The organism is Streptomyces sp. 2323.1 (genome assembly GCF_900221035.1).
In the GTDB taxonomy this organism is placed as follows: domain Bacteria; phylum Actinomycetota; class Actinomycetes; order Streptomycetales; family Streptomycetaceae; genus Streptomyces; species Streptomyces sioyaensis.
The window spans coordinates 808,692-830,472 of the sequence record NZ_LT907981.1 but is presented as its reverse complement, the minus strand read 5'-3'; the positions used below and the strand labels follow the sequence as shown (position 1 = coordinate 830,472).

At 71.0% G+C, this 21,781-nt stretch carries 19 protein-coding genes and 1 pseudogene; 11 read left to right on the top strand and 9 right to left on the bottom strand.

The window, feature by feature from the left end:
* The first annotated feature begins 78 nt into the window (after positions 1 to 78).
* Positions 79 to 1,317 carry a cytochrome P450 gene (locus CPH93_RS02880; protein WP_173909946.1) on the top strand — a complete coding sequence of 413 codons (1,239 nt, stop codon included), beginning with the start codon at positions 79 to 81 and terminating at the stop codon, positions 1,315 to 1,317.
* A gap of 23 nt (positions 1,318 to 1,340) precedes the next feature.
* Positions 1,341 to 2,105 (top strand): enoyl-CoA hydratase/isomerase family protein, encoded by a 765-nt coding sequence (locus tag CPH93_RS02875; RefSeq protein WP_096211832.1) that lies wholly within the window; start codon positions 1,341 to 1,343, stop codon positions 2,103 to 2,105.
* 100 nt (positions 2,106 to 2,205) lie between these two features.
* On the opposite strand, the gene CPH93_RS02870 is transcribed toward CPH93_RS02875, so the two are convergent.
* Positions 2,206 to 2,745: a gamma carbonic anhydrase family protein gene (locus CPH93_RS02870; protein ID WP_096211831.1), complete on the bottom strand. Its 540-nt coding sequence runs from the start codon at positions 2,743 to 2,745 to the stop codon at positions 2,206 to 2,208.
* Between the two features lie 143 nt (positions 2,746 to 2,888).
* On the opposite strand from CPH93_RS02870, the gene CPH93_RS02865 reads away from it, so the two are divergent.
* Positions 2,889 to 3,653, top strand: a complete 765-nt coding sequence (locus CPH93_RS02865; protein WP_096215279.1) for an acyltransferase — start codon at positions 2,889 to 2,891, stop codon at positions 3,651 to 3,653.
* 43 nt (positions 3,654 to 3,696) lie between these two features.
* Here the strand turns inward: CPH93_RS02865 and CPH93_RS02860 are convergent, their stop codons facing one another.
* Positions 3,697 to 4,566 (bottom strand): DMT family transporter, encoded by an 870-nt coding sequence (locus CPH93_RS02860; RefSeq protein ID WP_093489502.1) that lies wholly within the window; start codon positions 4,564 to 4,566, stop codon positions 3,697 to 3,699.
* A 106-nt stretch (positions 4,567 to 4,672) separates the two neighbouring features.
* Here CPH93_RS02860 and CPH93_RS02855 point away from each other — a divergent pair, with 106 nt between their 5' ends.
* Complete coding sequence (locus tag CPH93_RS02855; protein WP_096211830.1) at positions 4,673 to 5,245, top strand: helix-turn-helix domain-containing protein; 573 nt, start codon at positions 4,673 to 4,675, stop codon at positions 5,243 to 5,245.
* A gap of 55 nt (positions 5,246 to 5,300) precedes the next feature.
* A complete protein-coding gene (locus CPH93_RS02850; RefSeq protein WP_443031426.1) occupies positions 5,301 to 5,846 on the top strand; it encodes a YbaK/EbsC family protein in 546 nt (181 codons plus the stop codon).
* A gap of 49 nt (positions 5,847 to 5,895) precedes the next feature.
* Here CPH93_RS02850 and CPH93_RS02845 read toward each other — a convergent pair whose 3' ends face one another.
* Both CPH93_RS02845 and CPH93_RS02840 read right to left on the bottom strand, forming a co-directional pair.
* Complete coding sequence (locus CPH93_RS02845; protein ID WP_093487518.1) at positions 5,896 to 6,303, bottom strand: CoA-binding protein; 408 nt, start codon at positions 6,301 to 6,303, stop codon at positions 5,896 to 5,898.
* A 173-nt stretch (positions 6,304 to 6,476) separates the two neighbouring features.
* On the bottom strand, positions 6,477 to 7,259 hold the full coding sequence (locus CPH93_RS02840) for a type VII secretion system-associated protein (RefSeq protein WP_096211828.1): 783 nt from the start codon (positions 7,257 to 7,259) through the stop codon (positions 6,477 to 6,479).
* A 262-nt stretch (positions 7,260 to 7,521) separates the two neighbouring features.
* On the opposite strand from CPH93_RS02840, the gene CPH93_RS02835 reads away from it, so the two are divergent.
* Together CPH93_RS02835 and CPH93_RS02830 are read left to right on the top strand one after the other, a co-directional pair.
* Positions 7,522 to 8,148, top strand: coding sequence for a YigZ family protein (locus CPH93_RS02835; protein ID WP_096211827.1), 627 nt, complete (start codon positions 7,522 to 7,524; stop codon positions 8,146 to 8,148).
* A gap of 191 nt (positions 8,149 to 8,339) precedes the next feature.
* Positions 8,340 to 9,845 (top strand): APC family permease, encoded by a 1,506-nt coding sequence (locus tag CPH93_RS02830; protein ID WP_096211826.1) that lies wholly within the window; start codon positions 8,340 to 8,342, stop codon positions 9,843 to 9,845.
* Between the two features lie 53 nt (positions 9,846 to 9,898).
* On the opposite strand, the gene CPH93_RS02825 is transcribed toward CPH93_RS02830, so the two are convergent.
* The gene (locus CPH93_RS02825) at positions 9,899 to 10,105 is read right to left on the bottom strand and encodes an acyl-CoA carboxylase epsilon subunit (protein ID WP_093487524.1); all 207 of its coding nucleotides are present in this window, start codon (positions 10,103 to 10,105) and stop codon (positions 9,899 to 9,901) included.
* 28 nt (positions 10,106 to 10,133) lie between these two features.
* Positions 10,134 to 11,678 carry an acyl-CoA carboxylase subunit beta gene (locus CPH93_RS02820; RefSeq protein WP_096211825.1) on the bottom strand — a complete coding sequence of 515 codons (1,545 nt, stop codon included), beginning with the start codon at positions 11,676 to 11,678 and terminating at the stop codon, positions 10,134 to 10,136.
* Between the two features lie 196 nt (positions 11,679 to 11,874).
* Here CPH93_RS02820 and CPH93_RS02815 point away from each other — a divergent pair.
* Positions 11,875 to 13,180 (top strand): annotated as a pseudogene (locus CPH93_RS02815) (RNA-guided endonuclease InsQ/TnpB family protein).
* An 84-nt stretch (positions 13,181 to 13,264) separates the two neighbouring features.
* On the opposite strand, the gene CPH93_RS02810 reads toward CPH93_RS02815, so the two are convergent.
* The 3 genes from CPH93_RS02810 to CPH93_RS02800 all read right to left on the bottom strand — a co-directional run bounded on the left by CPH93_RS02810 (position 13,265) and on the right by CPH93_RS02800 (position 17,705).
* Positions 13,265 to 14,023 carry a thioesterase II family protein gene (locus CPH93_RS02810; protein ID WP_443031454.1) on the bottom strand — a complete coding sequence of 253 codons (759 nt, stop codon included), beginning with the start codon at positions 14,021 to 14,023 and terminating at the stop codon, positions 13,265 to 13,267.
* A 326-nt stretch (positions 14,024 to 14,349) separates the two neighbouring features.
* Positions 14,350 to 16,902 (bottom strand): ABC transporter permease, encoded by a 2,553-nt coding sequence (locus tag CPH93_RS02805; protein WP_096211824.1) that lies wholly within the window; start codon positions 16,900 to 16,902, stop codon positions 14,350 to 14,352.
* Positions 16,902 to 17,705, bottom strand: coding sequence for an ABC transporter ATP-binding protein (locus tag CPH93_RS02800; RefSeq protein ID WP_096211823.1), 804 nt, complete (start codon positions 17,703 to 17,705; stop codon positions 16,902 to 16,904). The genes CPH93_RS02805 and CPH93_RS02800 overlap by 1 nt, the downstream gene beginning before the upstream one ends.
* Before the next feature lie 375 nt (positions 17,706 to 18,080).
* On the opposite strand from CPH93_RS02800, the gene CPH93_RS02795 reads away from it, so the two are divergent.
* The 3 genes from CPH93_RS02795 to CPH93_RS02785 are packed head-to-tail and all read left to right on the top strand — an operon-like array spanning position 18,081 to position 21,730.
* The gene (locus CPH93_RS02795) at positions 18,081 to 19,352 is read left to right on the top strand and encodes a sensor histidine kinase (RefSeq protein ID WP_173909703.1); all 1,272 of its coding nucleotides are present in this window, start codon (positions 18,081 to 18,083) and stop codon (positions 19,350 to 19,352) included.
* A complete protein-coding gene (locus CPH93_RS02790) occupies positions 19,343 to 19,990 on the top strand; it encodes a response regulator transcription factor (protein WP_093487536.1) in 648 nt (215 codons plus the stop codon). The genes CPH93_RS02795 and CPH93_RS02790 overlap by 10 nt, the downstream gene beginning before the upstream one ends.
* A gap of 51 nt (positions 19,991 to 20,041) precedes the next feature.
* The gene (locus CPH93_RS02785; RefSeq protein ID WP_096211821.1) at positions 20,042 to 21,730 is read left to right on the top strand and encodes an MFS transporter; all 1,689 of its coding nucleotides are present in this window, start codon (positions 20,042 to 20,044) and stop codon (positions 21,728 to 21,730) included.
* The last annotated feature ends 51 nt before the right edge of the window (positions 21,731 to 21,781 follow it).

Here is a 21,781-nt window from a genome sequence, read left to right as displayed (position 1 = left end):
AGTCAGGGTTGGTCATTCTGGCCCGATGCATTGAATGAAGGAGTTCTCGCAGTGGAATCCGCCATGGTTGCCCCGCGCATGGTTCCGTCCGTCGACCGACGCTCCGTGGTAAGGCTTTTTTCTCGCCTGCGCACAGCGGACGGCCAAGCGAATCCATTGCCACACTACGCGGAACTCCGATCGATGGGAGATATTGTTCCGGCACCTTGGGGCGGCCATCTGGTGACCTCTTTCGGACTGTGTGATCACGTGTTGCGCAACAGGTCATGGCTGGTGCCGGACAGCGACTGGCGGGCCAGACAGGGAGCGGCGACTCGCTGGATGGCCCCGTCTTCGCAGCAAATGGCCAGCACGCTGCCCGGGCTCAATCCGCCGCACCACACGCGGGCAAGACGGTCGGTGGGCAATATGTTCGACCGTAAGTCCTTAGACGGCATCAAGAATTCGGTCGAGCGCAGCACCGAAGAGTTGCTCGACCGGCTCGCGGAAAGCCTGAAGGACGGTGAGGCCGATTTCAGTGCCCTCGTCAGCGAAGAATTGCCGGTGATGACGATAGGGGAGTGGCTCGGTCTGCCGACCGCGGATTACCCGCTGCTGCGGTCACTCACCCACGATCAGGTATTCGCCCAGGAATTGCTGCCTTCGGCGAGTCAGCTCGCGCAGTCCGACGCCGCAACCCGGAATCTGCGGGAATACTTCATCGCCTTGGTGCGGCAACGCCGCCGTGCGCCCGGCGATGACCCCATCTCGTCGTGGATAAGGACCTGGGACGAACTCGAACCACATCAGGATGCCGCGGACGAGTCCGTCTACCGACTCGCCCTGTTCGTGGTTCTGGCGGCGTTGGAGACCACCTCGAACCTGCTGTCCACCATGGTGTGGCTGATCGCCGAGCACCCCCGTCAGATGGGGTGGTTGCGTGCGTACCCCGAATACATACCGGGGGCCGTCGAAGAGGTGCTGCGCTACGACTCCCCGACGCATGTGGTGAGCCGGATCGCGGGCGAGGACACCACTCTCGCGGGCGTCCCCGTGGAGAAGGACCAGATGGTGCACCTCATGGTCGGCGCCGCCAACCACGATCCCGCCCACCACGTCGATCCCGCGGTCTTCGACGTCCGCCGCAAGGCCAGTCACCTCAGCTTCAGCGGCGGCATCCACTACTGCCTGGGTGCCGCGCTGGCCCGGCTGGAAGCGACGACTCTGCTGACCGGCGTGCTCCGTCGGTTCCCCGCCCTGGAGTTGAGCCGTACGCCCGACTGGGCGCCGCGGGTGGCCTTCCGACGGCTCATGACGCTGCCCGTCGTCGAGTCCTGACAGCGCCGAGTAGGAAGAGCGTAGTGATCGATAACTTCAAGACCCTTGCCGTCACCCACCAGGGCCCCCTGCTCCACGTCCAGTTGAACAGTCCCGAAACCGGTAACGCGCTCTGCGAGCCGATGCTCGACGAACTCCTGGCCGTACTGGGCGCGTTGCATGACCGGCCCGAGATACGGGTGCTGATCCTCTCCGGCGCGGGAGCGGACTTCTGCCTGGGCGGAGATCGCCAGGAGTTCGCGGAGTCCCTCGCCGCGGATCGCTCCGGAGCGGCCCTTCGTGTCATGGGGAACAAGGCGCGGCGGGTGTGTGAAGCGCTCGCGTCCACCAGCGCGGTCACCATCGCCCGGCTGCACGGGCGGGTGATCGGCGCGGGGATCGCGCTCGCGGTGTTCTGTGATCTGCGGGCCGGTGCGCACAGCTGCCGCTTCCGGCTGCCGGAGCTCGCGCTGGGCATGCCACCCGCCTGGGGAGGCGTGCTGCCACGGCTGCTGAACGAGTCGGGCGCCGCCAGAATCCGCGAGTTGATCCTGACCGGGGAGAGCTTCGACGCGGCGAAGGCGGCTGAGCTCGCCCTCCTCCACAAGGCAGTTCCGGAGGACGAACTGGACGAGGTGATCGCACGGTGGACCAGGCCGCTGGTCCGCAGGTCACCTGCGGCCCTGCGGACCGCCAAGGTGATGATGAACGCCTACGCGGGCGCCCATCGCCTGGCGGACGCCACCCTCTTCGACGCGGAGATGCTGACGTCGGTGCTGGCGGCCGCCGGGTCGGAACGGCTCGGCTGACGTGGCGTCAGGCCGCGCGGGCCCGGGTCACGGACCAGGCGGCACCCACTGGACCTCGTCGGGCCGTACCCTTGTGCCGCTCAGACGGCGGCGGCCGGCCTCAGACCTCGGCGTCCGGCACGTCCGCCCGGTGCCGGGCTGCCAGCTCCCCGTACATCGTGGCGTTGACCGTGATGAGTTCGCGCTCCTCGGCGGTCAGCTCCCGCTTGACCTTCGCCGGCACCCCGGCGACCAGGGAGCCGGGCGGCACCTGCATGCCCTGGGGGACCAACGCCTGCGCGGCGACCAGCGAGCCCGCGCCGATGTGCGCCCCGTTGAGGACCGTGGCGCCCATGCCGATCAGGACGTCGTCCTCGACGGTGCAGCCGTGCAGCACCGCGTTGTGGCCGACCGAGACCCGTGCGCCGACGGTCACCGGGAAGCCGGGATCGACGTGCACCGTGCAGTTGTCCTGGATGTTGCTGTCGGCGCCGAGCACGATCGGGCCGCAGTCGGCCCGCAGCACCGCGTGGTACCAGATGCTGGCGCCGGCCGCCATGGAGACCTCGCCGAGCACGACGGACGTCGGGGCGGTGAACGCCGCCTGATCGACCTTCGGCTCCTTGCCGCCCACCGCTGAAATCAAAGCCCGTCCCGTCATCCTTCGCTCTCCTTGCCGTGCTGCGCCGCGCCCCCAGCACCGTAGACGACCGCGACGGTGCCCGGCGGGGACGGCCACGGGTGGGGCGAAGATCACAGCCCGTCGCGCGGCCGGTATCCCGGCGGGCTGAGTACGGTGTGCGGGTGCCGATAAACCAGAACGTGTTCTCATCCGTCGCGGCCTGGCGGCGCCGGGCCGTGTCGCGTGCCGTGCACCGCGGCGCGCGCTGGGTGAGGGAGGCCGCGGCCGTGACCGCCGGGCGCCCCGGTCCGTACCGCTTCCGCCGGATCGGCGCCGGCACCCGGCTCGCCTTCCCGCAGGGCACGGTCTTCGGTGCCCCCTGGATCGAGCTCGGCGAGCACTGCATCATCGCCCAGGACGTGACGCTGACGGCAGGCATGATGCCGGACCTCGATCTCGGTCCGGACCCGATCCTCACGCTGGGCAATGGCGTGGTGCTCGGGAGGGGAAGCCATGTGATCGCCGATGTCCGGCTCACGATCGGCGACGACTGCTTCTTCGGACCCGGTGTGTACGTCACCACCACCAACCACAGCTACGACGACCCCGAGGTGCCGATCGGCAAGCAGTGGCCGCGCAGCGACCCGGTCGCCATCGGCTCCGGCAGCTGGATCGGTACCGGGGCGGTGATCCTGCCCGGCGCGCGGCTGGGCCGGAACGTGGTGGTCGCGGCCGGCGCCGTGGTCCGCGGTGAGGTCCCCGACCATGCGGTGGTCGCCGGCGCACCCGCCAAGATCGTCCGCCGCTGGGACCCCGAGGAGGGCTGGCAGCCGCCGCTGCGTACGCCGGCGCCGGTGCCGATCCCCGAGGACGTCACCCCCGAGCAGCTGCGCGCGCTGGGCGCATGGCAGGCGGACGAGGCCGGGGAGGCGTACGAGGCGTCCTGACCGGTCGTCAGACGCGCTCGCGCCGCCACCGCCCCCGTCCCGGTCAGCTGCCGGAGGCGAGCAATACCGTGCCGACCAGCGCGAGCGAGGCGCCGGCGGTCTGGATGGCCTGCAGCCGCTCCTTGAGGACGCCGAGTGCGGCGAGCGCGGTGACGACGGGGTAGAGGGAGGCGAGCACCGCCGCCATGGTGACCGGGCCGTTCTGGGCGGCGATCGCGTACGTGCCGTTGGCGGCGACATCGGCGATGCCGACGAAGGCGAGGGCGGGCAGCGAGCCGCGCAGGGCGGCCAGGCCGCCGTCGGGCAGCGCCGGGGTGCCGCGCCGCACCGAGGCGTACAGGGCGGCGCCGCCGACGGCGACATTGCACACCCGCTGGACGAACAGGGCGAGGAAGAGCCCGGTCACGGTCGTGGACGCCTCGGAGATCAGCGCCATCACCGCGCCGAAGCCGAGTGCCGAGACCAGCGTCAGCACGATCGTCTGGCGGGCCACCGACGCGCCGCTGATCCTCGGGCCGCCGGCCAGCAGCACGCCGACCACGGCCACCACCATGCCGGTGGCCTGCAGCAGGCCCGGCCGCTCGCCCGCCACGATCCCGACGCCGAGCGGCACTAGTACGGTGCCGATCGAGGCGAGCGGGGAGACCACGCCCATCGGGCCGAGCGCCAGGGCACGGTAGAAGCAGAGCATGGCGGCCGGACCCACGACGCCCGCCCCGACCGCGAACCACAGCTGCGGTCCGGCCTCCCGCCAGCCGCCGGTGGCCACCACGATGGCACCCAGTACGAGGGCGGCCAGGGTCTGCGAGACCACCACGACGGTCAGCGCCTGCAGCCGTCGGGTGAGCAGTCCGCCGCCGAAGTCGGCGAGCCCCCACAGAAGGCTGGTGGCCAGGGCGAAGACCGCTGTCATGGTGAAACCTCGCAGTACAGTGAACCGGACGCTGAAGTACACCACACCGTAGTACAGGAAACTGAACTGCGGCATCGAATATATTCGCCCCCGACTTGGACGGACCGTGACGGATCTCGACCAGCTCACGCAGTCGCTCGCCCGCAACCTCAAGCACTGGCGCGCCGAGCGCGGCTTCACCCTCGATGCGCTGGCGGCCCGTGCCGGGGTCAGCCGCGGCATGATCATCCAGATCGAGCAGGCGCGTACGAACCCGAGCGTGGGAACCACCGTCAAGATCGCCGACGCGCTCGGCGTCAGCATCACCACGCTCCTCGACTACGAGCAGGGCCCGCAGGTGCGCATCGTGGCCGCGGACGAGGCGGTCCGGCTCTGGTCCACCGAGGCCGGCAGTTACACCACGCTCCTGGTGGGTGCCGAGGCGCCCGGACCGTTCGAACTGTGGGACTGGCGGCTGATGCCCGGCGACCGCAGCGCCTCCGATCCGCACCCGCCCGGCACCGTCGAACTGCTGCAGGTCCGCTCCGGCACCCTGACGCTGGTCGTGGACGGTGTGGAGCACCGGGTGCCCGCCGGTTCCGCCGCGACGTTCGAGGCCAAGGTCCCGCACGCATACCGCAATGACGGCGACGAGCCGGTCGAGATGACCATGTCGGTGATCATCCCGCTCGCCCGCTGAGACGGCACGCCGCCCGGCGGGCACGACTGTTAGCTTGGCGCGTATGCCCGTGCCGATGGATGCTTTTGACGAGGTCCGGCCCGCTGTCGAGTGCCTCGACCTGCTGGCCGAGCCGGTGGCCACCGCGCTGCGGAACTGGCGCGGATCCGTGCCGGTCGAGGAGGTGCGCTACGTCGACACCGACCCGGCCATCGCGGACACCGCGCTGCTCGTCGAGCGCTACGGCCCCTGGCTGCTGGAGCAGTCGGCGAACTGTGTGGTGGTGGCCGGCAAGCGCGGCGGGGAGACCACCCTGGCCGCCTGCGTCGTCCTCTCGCACACCCGCGTCGACGTCAATGGTGTGGTGCGCCGTCAACTGGGCGCCCGCAAGGCGTCGTTCGCACCGATGGACAAGGTGGTCGGCGACAGCGGGATGGAGTACGGCGGGATCACCCCCCTCGGCCTGCCCGCCGACTGGCCGCTGCTGGTCGACACCGCCGTCGCCGATGCCCCCTACGCCCTGATCGGGAGCGGCAGCCGCCGCGGCAAGCTCATCGTGCCCGGCAAGGCCCTCGCCGAACTCCCCGGCGCCACGCTCCTGGAGGGGCTGGGCACCGTCTGACGGGCCTCCGCCCTACTCCTCCGACGCCCACCCCTCGGCCCCTCGGCCCTCAGCCCAACCGGGGCAGCTCGATCGCCGGACAGCGGTCCATCACCATGTCGAGCCCGGAGTCGTGCACGCGGTCCCAGGCCGCCTCGTCGACCACCCCGAGCTGGAACCAGACGGCCTTTGCGCCCAGCGCCACCGCCTCGTCGGCAATTCCCCCCGCCAGCTCGCTGTTGACGAAGACATCGACCACATCGACCGGGAAGGGGATCGCGGAGAGCGAGGGGTAGCCCTGCTCGCCGTGGACCGTCTCGGCCTTCGGGTGCACCGGCACGATCCGCTTGCCGTGGCGCTGCAGCACTTCCGCGACGCCGTGCGCCGCGCGCTGTTCGTTGCTGGACAGGCCCACGACGGCCCAGGTGTCGCCGAGCTCGGTGAGGATCCTGCGGATCGTGGTGGGGTCGCCGTACACGCACTGCCTCCTGCGGATGGAAGGGTCCTGTGCGCTCAACGGTCGGCGCCGCTTGGAGATTCCCGTCGCGAGGACGGCCGGGCCGCGGACCGGACGGGCGTCCCCGCCCGCCGTACGGCAGACGCCCCGCCCGAAGGGGAAGACGGGCGGGGCGGGTCCTGTGGGCCGGCGGTTCAGTTCGCGCCGCGGGCCACTCCACTACTGGCCATCCCGGCCCCGACCACGGTGCTGCCGTTCGCCGCACGGGCCGGCTTGCCGATCGCCCGGCCGCCGCTCACCGGCTCGGCCCCACCGGCCCCGGTTCCCGGGCGCGATGGCGTGGCCGGTGTGCGCGCCTCGTCCGCCGTGCCGGAGGCCCCGGCCAGCGCCGCGCGCAGCTCCTCGGTGTCCACCAGCATGCTCACCGGGCCGGTCGGGTTGAGGTACAGCGCATGACCCGGCGGCAGCTGCTCGACGAGTGCGGCCACCGGCCGGCGGTCGTAGAGCAGCCGGCCCACCGATTCGAGATAGCTCTGCGAGGTGTAGACCGGGATCACCGGGGTGCCCTCGGGCGAGGCCGCGGCCAGCGGGGAACCGGTCGCGGTGACCAGCACGGAGACCTCCGCGCGCGCCAGCGCCTCGGAGACGTCCTGCCCCGGCCCGTAACCGGTCGCGGCGAGCTGCACCGCGTTGTCGACCGCATCGGCCGGTTCCGGCCAGTCCAGCATCTGCGGTGACGGCCGGTACTCCGGATTGTCCCGCCACTCCTCGATCTCCCCCGTCGGGCCCGAGCGCCACTGCCCGATCAGCGACCACAGGGGCGGTGGCCCCTCTCCCTGCCAGGTCAGGTCCACCATGGCCAACCAGTGATCGGGCGCATTGCGTGCCGCCTCGATGACCTCCGGCGGGGGCTCGGGCATCTCCTGGCCTGTCACGGGAACGCCCGCCGTCATCGCCGCCTGTGTGCTTTCTTCCATGCCGCCCTCCGCAAACCCGCCGTTCCTACGTGTACGAGCGGGGCCCCGGAAACACGAGGCTCTCGCACTGGCCTCACAGTGCCCACGGTGCGGCGCGGACGTCTCCCCGACGCACCGTGCGGACGGGGTGGGTACGCCGCCTGGCCGTGCGGTCTGCGCCCGTCCGGCGGACCCGCGCGCCCTTACGGCGGACACCCCCGCGCGGCGCGGGCCCCGGACCGGCCGGTGTCCGCAGGTCACAGCGGCCGCATAGGCTGGCCCGATGCAGGAGCAGTACCGCACGCTCGCGCGCGAGGGCGTCCACGAGATCGAGATCAACAAGTCCCGCTTCCTTTGTGCGCTCGCGCCCGTGGCGACCGAGGCCGAGGCCCAGGACTTCATCGCGCGCATCCGCAAGGAGCACCCCACCGCCCGCCACCACTGCTTCGCCTACGTCCTGGGCGCCGACGGCAGCATCCAGAAGGCCAGCGACGACGGGGAGCCGGGCGGCACCGCGGGCGTACCCATGCTGCAGATGCTGGTGCGCCGCGAGGTCCGTTACGTGGTCGCCGTCGTCACCCGCTACTTCGGCGGCGTCAAGCTCGGCGCCGGCGGCCTGATCCGCGCCTACGGAGGCGTCGTCGGTGAGGCGCTGGACGCGCTGGGGACGGTCACCCGGCAGCGCTTCCGGCTGGTGACGGTCACCGTCGACCACCAGCGGGCGGGCCGGGTGGAGAACGATCTGCGCACGACGGGCCGGGCGGTGCGCGAGGTGACGTACGGGGCGGAGGTACGCATCGAGGTCGGGGTGCCGGAGGCGGATCTGGCGGCCTTCCGCGCCTGGCTCGCGGACACCACCGTCGGCACGGCGCGGCTGGAGCTCGGCGGCGAGGCGTACGGGGAGGTCTGACGGGCCGGAGCGGTGCCGAGGGCGGGAGTCGGCCGGGGTTGGCGCCGCGCCGTGAGGGCGGGGGAGTGCGCGGACCGCGCCGGAAAGTTCCGTCCGGGCCAATGCGCCGGTGCGGCGATCGTGTCAGCCTGTGGCGCGGCGAGAAGAGACCACCGACCGGCGTGCGCGCCGGCGAGAGAAAGGTCCGCCGCATGGCCGAACTCCTCGATGAGCGGGTGGGATTCGTCCGGCGTATCGGCCTGTTCCAGGCCACCGCCCTCAACATGAGCCAGATGTGCGGCATCGGACCGTTCGTGACCATCCCGCTGATGGTCGCGGCCTTCGGCGGGCCGCAGGCCGTGACCGGGTTCCTCGCGGGCGCGGTGCTGGCGCTCGCCGACGGGCTGGTCTGGGCGGAGCTGGGGGCGTCGCTGCCCGGTGCCGGCGGCAGCTATGTCTATCTGCGGCAGGCCTTCCAGTACCGCACCGGCAAGCTGATGCCGTTTCTGTTCGTCTGGACGGCCATGCTCTTCATTCCGCTCGGGATGTCCACGGGCGTGATCGGCTTCGTCCAGTACCTCGGCTATCTGTGGCCGGAGATGAGCCCGGGGCAGGGCGACCTCGTCGGCCTCGCCGTCACGGTCGGCGTCGTCGTGCTGCTGTGGCGGCGGGTGGAGAACATCGCCCGGCTCACCGTCGTCCTGTGGACGGTGATGATCGCCTCGGTCGTCCTGGTCATCGCCGCCGCCTTCACCCACTTCAGCCCGGAGCGGGCCTTCACCTATCCCGCGCACGCCTTCGAGCTGACGGCCAGTCATTTCTGGACCGGCTTCGCGGCCGGCCTGACGATCGGCATCTACGACTACCTCGGCTACAACACCGTCGCCTACATGGGCGCCGAGATTCGACAGCCCGGCCGCACCATTCCGCGCGCCATCATCCAGTCGATCCTCGGCATCATGACGATCTATCTGTTGCTGCAGATCGGCACCCTCGGAGTCGTCGACTGGAAGGACATGCTCGACCCGCACAGCACGGCGTCCTCGTCCGTCGCCTCCGCCGTGCTGGAGAAGGCCTGGGGCAGGGGCGCCGCCGACGCCGTCACGGTGCTCATCCTCCTGACCGCCGTCGCCTCCGTCTTCACCGGACTCCTCGGCGGCTCCCGGGTCCCCTACGACGCCGCCCGCGACCGGGTCTTCTTCCGCCCGTACGGCATGCTCCACCCCCGGCACCGCTTCCCCGTGCTGGGCCTGCTCACCATGGGCGGGGTGATGGCCGCGGGCTTTCTGCTCGGCCGGCACACGGACTTGGCCACCATCATCCAGCTGCTGACCACCGTCATGGTGCTCGTGCAGGCGCTGGCCCAGGTCGCCGCGGTGACCGTGCTGCGCCGCCGCCAGCCGGGGCTGCGCCGGCCCTACCGGATATGGCTCCATCCGCTGCCGAGCGTCGTCGCACTGCTCGGCTGGCTCGTCATCTACGGCTACGCGGACCGCAACTCGCCCGGCAGACACCCCATCGAGTGGTCGCTGGCCTGGGTCGGCGCGGGCGTGGTGGCCTTCCTTGCCTGGGCCCGGCACGAGAAGGAGTGGCCCTTCGGCCCGAAGCGGATCAGTGAGGAGTATTTGGGCGGGGCGGGGGGTCCGGACACCGTGCCGCCCGGGGGCGAGGAGGGTGGCCGGGGCGTGGGCGGAGGATCGGTCGGGGCCGTGGGCTGAGCTGCCCGCGGGGCCGAGTCCCCGTTCCTTCGGGCTGATGCGGCGCCCGGGTGTCAGCCCTGCCAGCTGTGCGGCGCCCGGAAGCCGGGGGTGCGCTCCAGGCGGCGCCAGCCGGCCGTGGACCGGCGGCGGGACGGGCCCGGCTCGGGCCGCGCCGCGGCGCGAGCCATCAGCAGCGCGGTGAGCGCGGCGAGTTCCTCGGGGCCGGCCCGGCCCTTCTCGACCCGTAGGAGAGAGGTCTCGGCAGGAGCGACGCTCATGGGGTGTTCTCCGTCCGTCGGTGCAGGTTTACTGCGGGGGATTGCCGTGCTTGCGGGGCGGCAGGTCCGCGTGCTTGGTGCGGAGCATCGCGAGCGAGCTGATCAGCACCTCGCGGGTCCCGGCCGGGTCGATCACGTCGTCGATCAGGCCGCGCTCGGCCGCGTAATACGGGTGCATAAGCTCGGACTTGTACTCCTTGACCATCCGCGCCCGCATCGCCTCCGGGTCGTCGGCGCCGGCGATCTGTTTGCGGAAGATGACGTTGGCGGCGCCCTCGGCGCCCATCACGGCGATCTCGTTGGTGGGCCAGGCGTAGGTCAGGTCGGCGCCGATGGACTGCGAGTCCATGACGATGTAGGCGCCGCCGTAGGCCTTGCGCAGGATCAGCGAGATCCGCGGGACGGTGGCGTTGCAGTAGGCGTAGAGCAGCTTGGCGCCGTGCCGGATGATGCCGCCGTGCTCCTGGTCGACGCCGGGCAGGAAGCCGGGGACGTCCAGCAGGGTGACGATCGGGATGTTGAAGGCGTCGCACATCTGGACGAAGCGGGCGGCCTTCTCGGACGCCTCGATGTCCAGCACACCGGCCAGGAACTGCGGCTGGTTGGCGACGATGCCGACGACCTGGCCGTCCAGCCGTGCCAAGGTGCAGATGATGTTGCGGGCCCAGCGCTCGTGGACCTCCATGTGGTCGCCGTCGTCGACGAGTTCCTCGATGACCTGGCGCATGTCGTACGGGCGGTTGCCGTCGGCCGGGACCAGGGCCGCCAGTGCGTCACCGGCGCGGTCGGCGGGGTCCTCGCAGGGCACCGACGGCGGGTTCTCGCGGTTGTTGGAGGGGAGCATCGAGAGCAGGTAGCGGACCTCGGAGAGACAGGTCTCCTCGTCGTCGTAGGCGAAGTGCGCCACGCCCGAGGTCCCGGCGTGCACATCGGCGCCACCGAGCCCGTTCTGGGTGATCTCCTCGCCGGTCACCGCACGGACCACGTCCGGGCCGGTGATGAACATCTGCGAGGTCTCCCGGACCATGAAGACGAAATCGGTCAGCGCGGGGGAGTACGCGGCGCCGCCCGCACACGGGCCGAGCATCACGCTGATCTGCGGGATCACACCCGAGGCACGGGTGTTGCGCTGGAAGATGCCGCCGTAGCCGGCCAGCGCGGAGACACCCTCCTGGATACGGGCGCCCGCGCCGTCGTTCAGCGAGACCAGCGGGGCGCCGGCCGCGAGGGCCAGGTCCATGATCTTGTGGATCTTCGTGGCGTGGGCCTCGCCCAGCGCGCCGCCGAAGATCCGGAAGTCGTGCGCGTAGACGAAGACGGTGCGGCCGTCCACCGTGCCCCATCCGGTGACCACCCCGTCCGTGTACGGCCGGTTGGCTTCCAGCCCGAAACCGGTCGCGCGGTGCCGCCGAAGCTGTTCCACCTCGGTGAACGAGCCCGGGTCCAAGAGCAGTTCGATCCGCTCCCGCGCCGTCAGCTTGCCCTTGGCGTGCTGAGCCTCGGTCGCACGCTCACTCGGCCCACGCACCGCCTGCTCACGAAGGGCGGACAGTTCGGCGAGACGCTCGGTCATCAGGTCTCCTTCGTGGATACCCCCACGTTTACGTGGGGGAGGAAACGAAGCCCTGCGGAGCAGGGCAGGGATAGTCGGATCGCCGCAAGGGCGTTCCGACGTCTGCCTGGGTGGCGTGAACGAGCCCACGGTGATGAAGAGCACTCAACTGTCAGTGCTCCCAAGTAGGTTCAGGTTCATGACGACAGACGTGCAGATGGTGGAGGGTTCCGGGCGCGCTCGGTACACCTTTCGTGTGCGTGTGTCGGTGTCGGCGCGGGTGGCGCTGGAAGCGGAGTGGGATCGGTGCCGGTGGGTGTGGAACGAATGCGTTGCGAAGTCGAGGGCTGTGCACCGGCACAACAAGGCCAATCCCGACGACAAGCGCACGTGTGGGCCCGTCCAGCTCGCGAAGATGCTGACCGAGGCCCGCGCCCGCACGCCGTGGATGCGCGAGGGCGCGAATGTTCCTCAGCAGCAGACCGTTCGTGACTTCGGCAAGTCCCGTGCCAAGGCGTTCAAGGACGTCGCGGCGCGGTTGCCGATGCGGCAGCGCGCCGGTATGCCCCGGTACAAGAAGAACCGTGAGGCGCTGCCGACGCTGGAGTACACCCGGCGCGGCTTCCGGCTGAAAGACGGCCGTCTGCATCTCGCCGGCGGGATCGTCCTGAGGGTGGTGTGGTCGCGGGGCCTTCCCAATCCGCCGTCGAGTGTGCGTGTGTACCGGGACAGCATCGGACATTGGTACGCGTCGTTCGTTGTCGCCACCACCACCGAACACCTGCCGGAGACCGGCCGCGTGATCGGCATCGACTGGGGTGTGACGGAGACCGCGACCACCACGAGCGATGCCCACGACCTTCCTCACGCCCAGCCCGGGCGGAAGGCTCGGGCGAAGATGACCCGCTACGACCGGATGATGGCACGCAGGAAGCCGAAGAAGGGCCAGCCGGGATCGAAGGGCTACCGCGAGGCGAAACACCTGCGGGCCAAGCTGCACAAGAAGGTCGCCCGCCAGCGTGAGGACATGGGCCGCAAGTGGGCCAAGAAGGTCGTCCGCGACCATGACGCCCTGGCCGTGGAGGACTTCCGCCCCCGGTTTTTGGCCAGGTCCACGATGGCCCGCAAGGCGGCCGACGCCGCGATCAGCGCTACGAAACGGGCTCTGGTCGAGATGGGCCGCAAGCACGGCCGCGCCGTGCACCTGGTACATCCCGCGCACACCACGATGGACTGTGCGCAGTGCGGAGCGAGAACCAAGCACGCACTCCCCCTCTCCGAAAGGACGTATGCCTGCACCGCTTGCGGAGCCGTATCCCCCCGGGACAAGAACTCCGCCCGCGTGATGCTGGTCCGGGCTGGTCTTCAACCCGGCTGGTGCTGATCGTGTAAGACCTGCGCGCCCGCCGGGCCGCAGGCGACGTGAGCCAGGAATCCCCCTCGTTTACGAGGGGGAGGAGTCAATTCGCATCCTTCCGACGCGGGCGGGTGGCTTCATGGCACGTCCCGGCTGCGGTTCCTGACGGAGCGCCATGTCAGTTCCAGGTCACCCGTCTCAGCGCGCCCGCGAGTGCCCAGGTGGTACGGGGCTCGTCCGGACGGCGGCGTCAGCCGACCAGCGAACCGATGTGGTCCCGGATCGCCGTAATGACGGCCGGGACCTGCGAGTTGAGGTAGAAGTGGCCGCCCGGGAAGGTCCGCAATGCGAACCCGGCAGTGGTGAGTGCGGCCCAGTCGTGGGTCTCCTCGACCGTGGCCATCGGGTCGTGGTCCCCCAGCAGGGCGAGGACCGGGCAGGGGAGCGGCGGTCCCGGGCGGTAGCGGTAGGTCTCCACGGCCTGGTAGTCGGCACGGATGACCGGCAGGAACAGGGCCCGGAGTTCGGGGTCCTGGAACACCCGCAGATCGCTGCCGCCGAGCAGCTCCATCTCGGCCACGACCCCCTGGTCGTCCCGCAGATGGACGTTCTCCTCCCGGACCCTGGTCGGTGCGCGGCGGCCGGAGACGACGACGGAGAGCGGTGCGGCCCCCTCGTCCGTGAGCTGTCGCGCCACCTCGAAGGCGACCATGGCGCCCATGCTGTGACCGAACAGGGTCAACGGGCGGTCGGCCCACGGCCGCAACGCCTCCGCGGCCCGCTGCGCCAGGTCCTCGACCGAGTGCAGCAACGGCTCGGTCCGGCGCTCCTGACGGCCCGGATACTGGATCGCGAGCACGTCGACCGCGGGCGAGAGCGCGGCGGAGACCCCGTGGAAGTAGCTCGCCGAACCGCCCGCGTACGGAAAGCAGACGAGCCGGGTCTTGGCGTCCGGAGCCGGATGGAACCGCTGGATCCACTTGCTCTTTTGCTGATCGCCGCTGCTCAACTGACTCAACTCGCTTGCCCCTTGTGAGGAATGTGGTCTGCCCATGAAGGCTGCCATCGGGGCCCGACCCGGCCAACCCCGGCCGACCCCTAACCACCCCCATCCGCACCGGGGCGGCAGACGGCGTGGTGGCGGTCCGTCATAGGGGGCGAGGGCCGCCCGCCCCCTATCGGACGACAAAGGGGTCCCACCGCTCCGGAGAGCGGTGGGACCCCTGGTCCGGAGCCCAACGGGGGATGGGCTCCCGACTCTTCACAGTGGCTTGTGTGCCGTGCGGCTTCCGGCGGCGGCCCGTCCTGCGCCGGCCTACGGTCCCGGCACTGTTCTCAGGCGGCCGCGGTAGCCGCCTCCACCGGGCGGAACCTGGTGGCCCGCCAGGTCGGTACGAGTGTCGCCGCGAAGGTGATGACCACCGCGCCGGCCACGACCGCGAGGTAGATCCACACCGGCACGGTCGGCACGACCTGCCCCAGCTTGGCGACGCTGTAGGGGAACAGGGTGATTGCGGAGGCGATCGATCCCAGGACGACGCCGACGACCAGGGTCAGCACGCTCTCCATGCTCATCATGGTCATGATCTGTCGTCGGGTGAAGCCGGTCAGCTGCTGGAGACCGAATTCCCGGCGGCGCCGGCCGGTGGCCGCGATCAGGGTGTTCACCACGGAGATCGCGGTGTATCCGACGATCATCCCGACCACCAGGTAGTTGATGGTGGCCAGTTGCTGCTGGCCCGCGGTGCGGTCGGCACTGAGCGCGGCGCTGCCGGACACCTCGACCCCCGGCTGGTCCTTGACCAGCGCGGACAGCGCCGCGTTCAGCTCGGCGGGATCGGCTCCCGGAGCGCGGCGTACCACGATCTGCCCCGCCGCTCCGTCGGTGGTGTGGGCGGCCAGCAGCTCGGCGGGCAGCAGCAGCGATGCCGCCACGCCCTCCGGCCGGTAGGTGGCGACCACCTTCACCGTGGCCGACGTGCCGTCGCCCAGCCGCAGCGTGATGGTGTCCCCGATGCCGCGCCCCAGCGCCGCGGCGTGGTCGACGGGCAGTGCCACGCTGTTCCCGTGCAGCCCGGCGAGCGAGCCTTCGGCGGCCCGCACCGAGATGTTCTGGTCCCCGGTGACGCCCTGGAGCGTCCAGCCGTCGCCGGTCTGTGTGGTGTCCTCGGGGCTCTGCACGAAACCGGTGCTCGTCACGTAGTCCGAGGCCGCGGCGACGCCCGGAGTGTGCCGGACCCGGTCGAGCGTGCCGGGGGCGAGCCCGCCGGCCGTGGCCGTCAGGACGTCGTCCGCCCGCAGGATCCCGGTGTGCGCCGTACGGTTCGAGGCGTCCTCGATCTGCTGCATGTACAGCGTGCCGGTGGCGATGCCGGTCAGCAGGATGATCGGCGTGATGGTGGCGGCCATCCGGACCGTGTGTGCCCGGGAGTTGAGCACCGCGAGCCGGCCCGCCAGTCCCGACACGGCCCCGAGCGGGCCCTTGAGCAGGGCGACGATGCCCTTGGTGAAGCCGGGGGCGAGCAGGGCCAGGCCGATCGCCCACATGATGCACGCCGGTCCTGCCGTGCTGGCCGTCAGATCGCCGGTCATCATCGTCATGGTCATCACGGCCATCGCGGCACCGCCGACCAGGAAGAGGACCGACAGCCAGATCCGGGTCCGGGTCAGCCAGTTCCCCTCGATCGCGCTGTCCGCCAGTGCCTCGGTGGCCCGGGTCTTGGCGATCTTCCGGGCGGTGATGTACGCGGCGCCCACACCGGCCAGCAGTGAGGCACCCACCGCCACCACGGCCGGCACGAGGCCGAGCCGGAACTCGACCGCTCCGGAGACCATCCCGGCGGAGACCAGCTTGTCGAAGAGGAAGTGGCTGAGCAGCGCTCCGGGCAGGCAGCCCAGTACGGATGCCACGATCGAGACGGCCAGCGTCTCGCCCAGGATCATCCGGCGCAGCTGTCGCGGAGTGGTGCCGATCGCCTTCATCAGAGCCATCTCGCGGTGCCGCTGCGTAATGGTCAGCCCCAGCGTCGACGACGCGCCGAACATGGCCACCAGGATGGCCCAGCCGCCGAAGATGGCGGACAGCATGATGAGGTTCTGCTGGCTGGTCGCGGCTTGCGGGAACTCGGCGAGCCCGCGGTTGTCACCGCTCAGGGTCACCGCCGCCCGGCCGTCCAGTGCCTGCGCGATCCGGCTGCCGAGCTCACCGGCGTCGGTGCCGGGCTTGGGCAGCACACCGATCGCGTCCACCGTGCCGGACCGGCCGCTCAGCGCGGTGGCCCGGGCGTCGGTGAAGAACACCGCGGGCTGGGAAGCCGTACGGCCACCGGCCTGCTGGACGACGCCGGTCAGCCGGAACTCGGCCAGGCGACCGTGAGCCACCAGACGGATGTCGTCACCGACGGTGGCGCCGGCCTGCCGGGCCAGCTCCGTGTCCAGGACCACGTCGCCGGCAGCCCGCGGCTCGGTGCCCGAGGTGAGGGTGTACGGGGCCAGCTGCGCCGAGCCCCAGCCGTGGCCGAGCGGACGGTGTTCGGTGCGGGTGGCACCGTCCGACAGATCGGTCACCGGACGGCCGTCCCGTACGACGGAGACCGGGAACGACACATCAGGAACGGCCTTTGCGACTCCCGGCAGGGCGGCGACGGTGGCTACCCGACCGGCGTCGAGCCGGACCCGCTCGGCCAGTTGCGAGGACTCGTACGTCTGGTCGCCGGTCACCACCAGGGGAGCCGCGGCCAGTCGCTGGGGCGGCACCGCGTCGCGGACGCCGCTCTCCATCAGCCCGCCGCACGCCATGATGAGCGCCGCGCCGAAGAACATGGCGATGAAGGTGGCCACGAATCCGCCCTTGCGGAAACGCAGGGTGCGCAGAGCGAGGGACAGCATCAGTACGTGCCCCCCGTCGCGGTCCGCATCTGCCGGCCGCCGGCGGCGGGCTCCTCGTCCGCCCAGGCGCCCAGGTGGGTCATGCGCTCGGCGACCACCTCGGCGGTCGGGTGGTAGATGTCGCCCACGAACCGGCCGTCGGCGAGGAACACCACCCGGTCCGCGTACGAGGCCGCCACCGGATCGTGGGTGACCATCACGATGGTCTGGCCCAGCGACTGCACCGACTCCTGCATCAGCCGCAGCACCTCACGGGCGGTACGGGTGTCCAGCGCACCGGTGGGCTCGTCGGCGAACACCACCGCGGGCCCGGTGACCAGGGCACGGGCGATCGCCACCCGCTGCTGCTGGCCGCCGGACAGCTCGGCGGGGCGGTGTCCGGTCCGTTCGCCGAGCCCGACCCGCTGGATCACCTCGGTGACCCGCGCGCGGTTCGGCCGGCGGCCGGCGAGCTTCAGCGGCAGCGTGATGTTCTGCAGCACCGTCAGGGCGGGCAGCAGATTGAACGACTGGAAGATGAAGCCGATGCGCTCGCGCCGCATCTTGGTCAGCGTGGTCTCGTCGTAGCCGCTGAGGTCCTCGCCGTCCAGCAGCACCGTGCCGGAGGTCGGCCGGTCGAGCCCCGCAGCGCAGTGCAGGAAGGTGCTCTTGCCGGAACCCGAGGGCCCCATCACGGCGGTGAAGCTGCCGCGCTGGAAGGTCAGAGTGACGCCGTCGAGTGCGGTCACGGAGTTGGCGCCCTCGCCGTAAACCTTGCGAACCGCGTTCAACCGGACTGTGTCGGCGACTGCGATGGTGTCCATTCAAAGCTCCCTGTACCTGTCGCGTGGGAGACGCGATCACGTCCTCAACGCTACGGACGGCGGGCGCCGTGGCCGATGGGTCTACGACCCCAAGGGGGGTGGAGAAAACTCCACCCCTCCCCGGGGCCCTTCCCCACTGCTCCCGCCCCGGCCCACCCGCGATCCTTGAAGGACCGTGACACCGGGCACGGGGGCGCGAGAACGCCCGGTGGCCCGCCCGCACGTGCTGCATGATGAGGCTCGCGGGGGCGCTGCGCTTCCGGGCCACAGGAGGTTGGACCAGGTGGACAAGGTGAGGACCGCAGAGTTACCGGCACCGTTGCGCGCAACGGAGACGGCCGGCCCGGTCGGGCGGCGGGCGGTGGCGGACCGGTGGTGAGCAAACACGGTGCCGGCGACAGCGGCGCGGTCAACCGGCTCCGCTGGTGCGCACGGGGTGTGGTGGTCGCCGTGCTCTCCCAGGTCGGCAGCGTCGCCCTGTTCACCGCCACCGTCATCGCCCTGGCCTCGCTGATCGTCGGCGTGGGCGTCTTCCTGCTGCCGGTGGTCATGGTCGCGGTCCGCGGACTGGCCAGCTTCCACCGCCGGACGGCCGGCGAGTGGACCGGCGAGGCCATCGACCTCCCCTACCGGCACACCGCCGCGGCCGCCCCCTACGACGGCGCCCGGTCCTTCGGACAGTGCAAGCAGCTGCTGTCCGACCCGGCCACCTGGCGGGACCTCCTGTGGATGCTGCTCGACGGGCCGGTCGGCCTGGTCCTGGGCCTGCTGCCCGCCTCGTTGGTCGCCTACGGCCTGAACGGCATGCTCGTCACCCCGTTCCTCTGGGAACGCATGGGCCCGCACTGGGGCTTCGGAGCGATCTGGCCCATCGAGGACCAGACCGATGCCTACCTCGCCATCCCCCAAGGGGTGCTGCTGGTGGCCCTGGGGCTGCTCTGCGCCCGCCCGCTGCTCCGGCTGCACACCCGCTTCAACCGGCTGCTGCTGGCACCCACCCGCAGCGCCCGGCTCGCCCTCCGGGTGGAGCGGCTGACCGAGACCCGCTCGGAGACGGTGCAGTCCCAGGCGGCCGAACTCCGCCGGATCGAACGGGACCTGCATGACGGCGCGCAGGCCCGGCTGGTCTCCCTCGGCATGAGCCTCGGGCTCGCCGACACCCTCGTGGAGCAGGACCCCGTCATGGTGCGCAAACTCCTGGCCGACGCCATGGAGTCCAGCAGCCAGGCGCTGACCGAACTACGGGACCTGGTCCGCGGCATCCATCCCCCGGTGCTCGCCGAACGCGGACTGGACGGCGCCGTACGAGCGTTGGCGATGGGCCTGTCGATGCCCGTCGAAGTGAGCATCGAACTGCCCTCCCGGCCCCAGCCGCCGGTCGAGTCGGCCGCGTACTTCGTGATCGCCGAGACCCTCACCAACGTCACCAAGCACAGCGGCGCCAACCGGGTGAGCCTGCGCCTGTGGCACGCGGACGGCGCGCTCCGGGCGCAGATCGGCGACAACGGCCGCGGCGGCGCTGACCCGGAGGGCGGCAGCGGCCTGCGCGGCCTGCAGCGCCGGCTCGCCGCCTTCGACGGAACCCTGGACATCAGCAGTCCGCCCGGCGGACCGACCCTGGTCACGATGGAGCTGCCGTGCGAGTAGTGATCGCCGAGGACCTGGCCCTGCTCAGAGAGGGCCTCGTACAACTGCTGACGGCACACGACTTCGAGGTGATCGAAGCCGTGGACAACGGGCCGGCGATGCTGCGCGCCCTGCTCACCCACCGGCCGGACGTGGCCATCGTCGACGTGCGGCTGCCCCCGACGTTCACCGACGAAGGCTTGCAGGCCGCGGTCAAGGCCCGCACGCAGGTACCGGGGCTGCCCATTCTGGTGCTGTCCCAGCACGTCGAGCAGATGTACGCGCGCGAGCTGCTGTCCGACCAGAACGGCGGAGTGGGCTATCTGCTCAAGGACCGGGTCTTCGACGTACGCCGCTTCGTCGACATGGTCCGGCAGGTGGCCGCCGGCGGAACCGTCATGGACCCCAAGGTGGTGTCGGAACTGATGATCAAGCACGAGACCGGGCCCGGCCCGCTGCACGCCCTGACCGCGCGGGAACGCGAGGTCCTCGGGCTGATGGCGGAAGGACGGTCCAATGCGGCCGTCGCAGCCAAGCTGTTCGTCTCCGAAAAGGCGGTCAGCAAACACACCAACAGCATCTTCACCAAGCTGGGCCTCGCAGCCTCCGGAGACGACAACCGGCGCGTACTGGCAGTGCTCGCCTACCTCAACTCGTAGGCAGAGAAGGGCAATTCGTAGGCGGAGAACGACGACAGGAGCGATCACACCATGCGCCACACCGGCACAGCGCCGATACCGCCGCCCGGGAAGGCCGGGCGCAAGCAGTGGACCGGACTCGCCGTTCTCGTCCTTCCCGTCCTGCTGGTCTCCCTCGACATGCAGGTGCTGTCCTACGCACTGCCCTTCATCAGCGGCCAGTTGGGCCCGAGTAGCGCCCAGCTCCTGTGGATCGTCGACATCTACCCGTTCGTCCTGGCCGGGCTGCTTCTGACGATGGGGTCACTGGGGGACCGGATCGGCCGCAGACGTCTGCTGATGGCCGGCGCCGTCGTCTTCGGCCTGGCCTCGGTGGCGGCCTCGCTGGCCACCGACCCCTCCCTGCTCATCTTCACCAGGGCCCTGCTGGGCCTCGGCGGCGCCACCCTGATGCCGTCCACGCTGTCCCTGATCCGCAACATGTTCCGCGACGACGGCCAGCGCCGGACCGCCATCGCCGTGTGGACCGGCGCGTTCGCCGGCGGAGCCGTGCTCGGCCCCCTCCTCGGCGGCGTCCTGCTGGAACATTTCTGGTGGGGCTCGGTCTTCCTGGTCAACCTGCCAGTCATGGTGCTTCTGCTGCTTCTCGCGCCACCCCTGCTGCCGGAGTCCAAGGCTGAACAGCCGGGCAGATTCGACCTGTTCAGCGCCGCGCTGTCGCTGGCCGCGGTCCTGCCGGCCGTGTACGGCATCCAGAAGACCGCCGAGGACGGATTACACGCCGCACCGGTCGCCGCCTTTGTCGCGGGGCTCGCCATCGGCTGGTATTTCCTGCGACGCCAGCGCCGGCTGGCCGCCCCCATGCTCGACGTCACCCTCTTCCGCGACCGGGCGTTCAGCGCGTCCGTCGCCACCAGCGTCCTGGCGATCTTCTCGCTCGTCGGATCCGGTCTCTTCACCACCCAATACCTGCAAATGGTGCTGGGCTTCGGCCCGTTGCGAGCCGGCCTGTGGGCGCTGCCCGCCGCGGGCGCCGCCCTGGCCAGCTCGGCGCTGGCCCCGCTGCTGGTGCGGCTGGTACGTCCCGCGGTGGTGGTGACGGGCGGTCTGGTCGTTGCCGCCGCCGGATACGCCGTGCTCTCCCAGCTCCACGCGGGCTCCGGCGTCGCGGTGCTCGTCACCGGCACAGTGATCATGGCCGGGGGCATCACGCTCGTCATGACCACCACCTCCGACCTGGTCCTCGCCACCGCCCCGGCGGACCGGGCCGGCTCGGTCTCCGGACTGTCCCAGACCGCCACGGAGTTCGGCGGCGCCTTCGGCATCGCCGTCCTCGGCAGCATCGGCACCGCCGTCTACCGCCACGACGTGGCCCTACAGGTGCCGGGCAACCTCCCGCACAGCGCGGTGAGCGCGGCACGGGACACGCTGGGGGGCGCGGTGCAGGCCGCCCACCAGCTGTCCTCCGGCGCCGGCGATGAGCTGCTCACCGTCGCGCGGGACGCCTTCGCGCATGGCCTGCGGGTCGCTTCCTGGACCACGGCCGGACTGCTCCTGGTGATGGCTGCGCTCTGCCTGATCATGCTGCGGCACACCCGGCCGCCGCTGCCCGATCAGGGGGCCGGTGCGGGCGAGAAGGGCGCGCCGTCGATCGTCCCCGGGCCGGCCTCGCCCGCGCAGGCCGGTGGACGCGAGCACAGCCAGCCGATAGGCCCGGCGGGGCGGCCGTCCGGACCGAACGGCTCGCACCCCTCCGACTGAGCCGGCCGCCCGCCCCTTCGGGGGACGGCGGCAGCGGCTCTAGCCGACGAA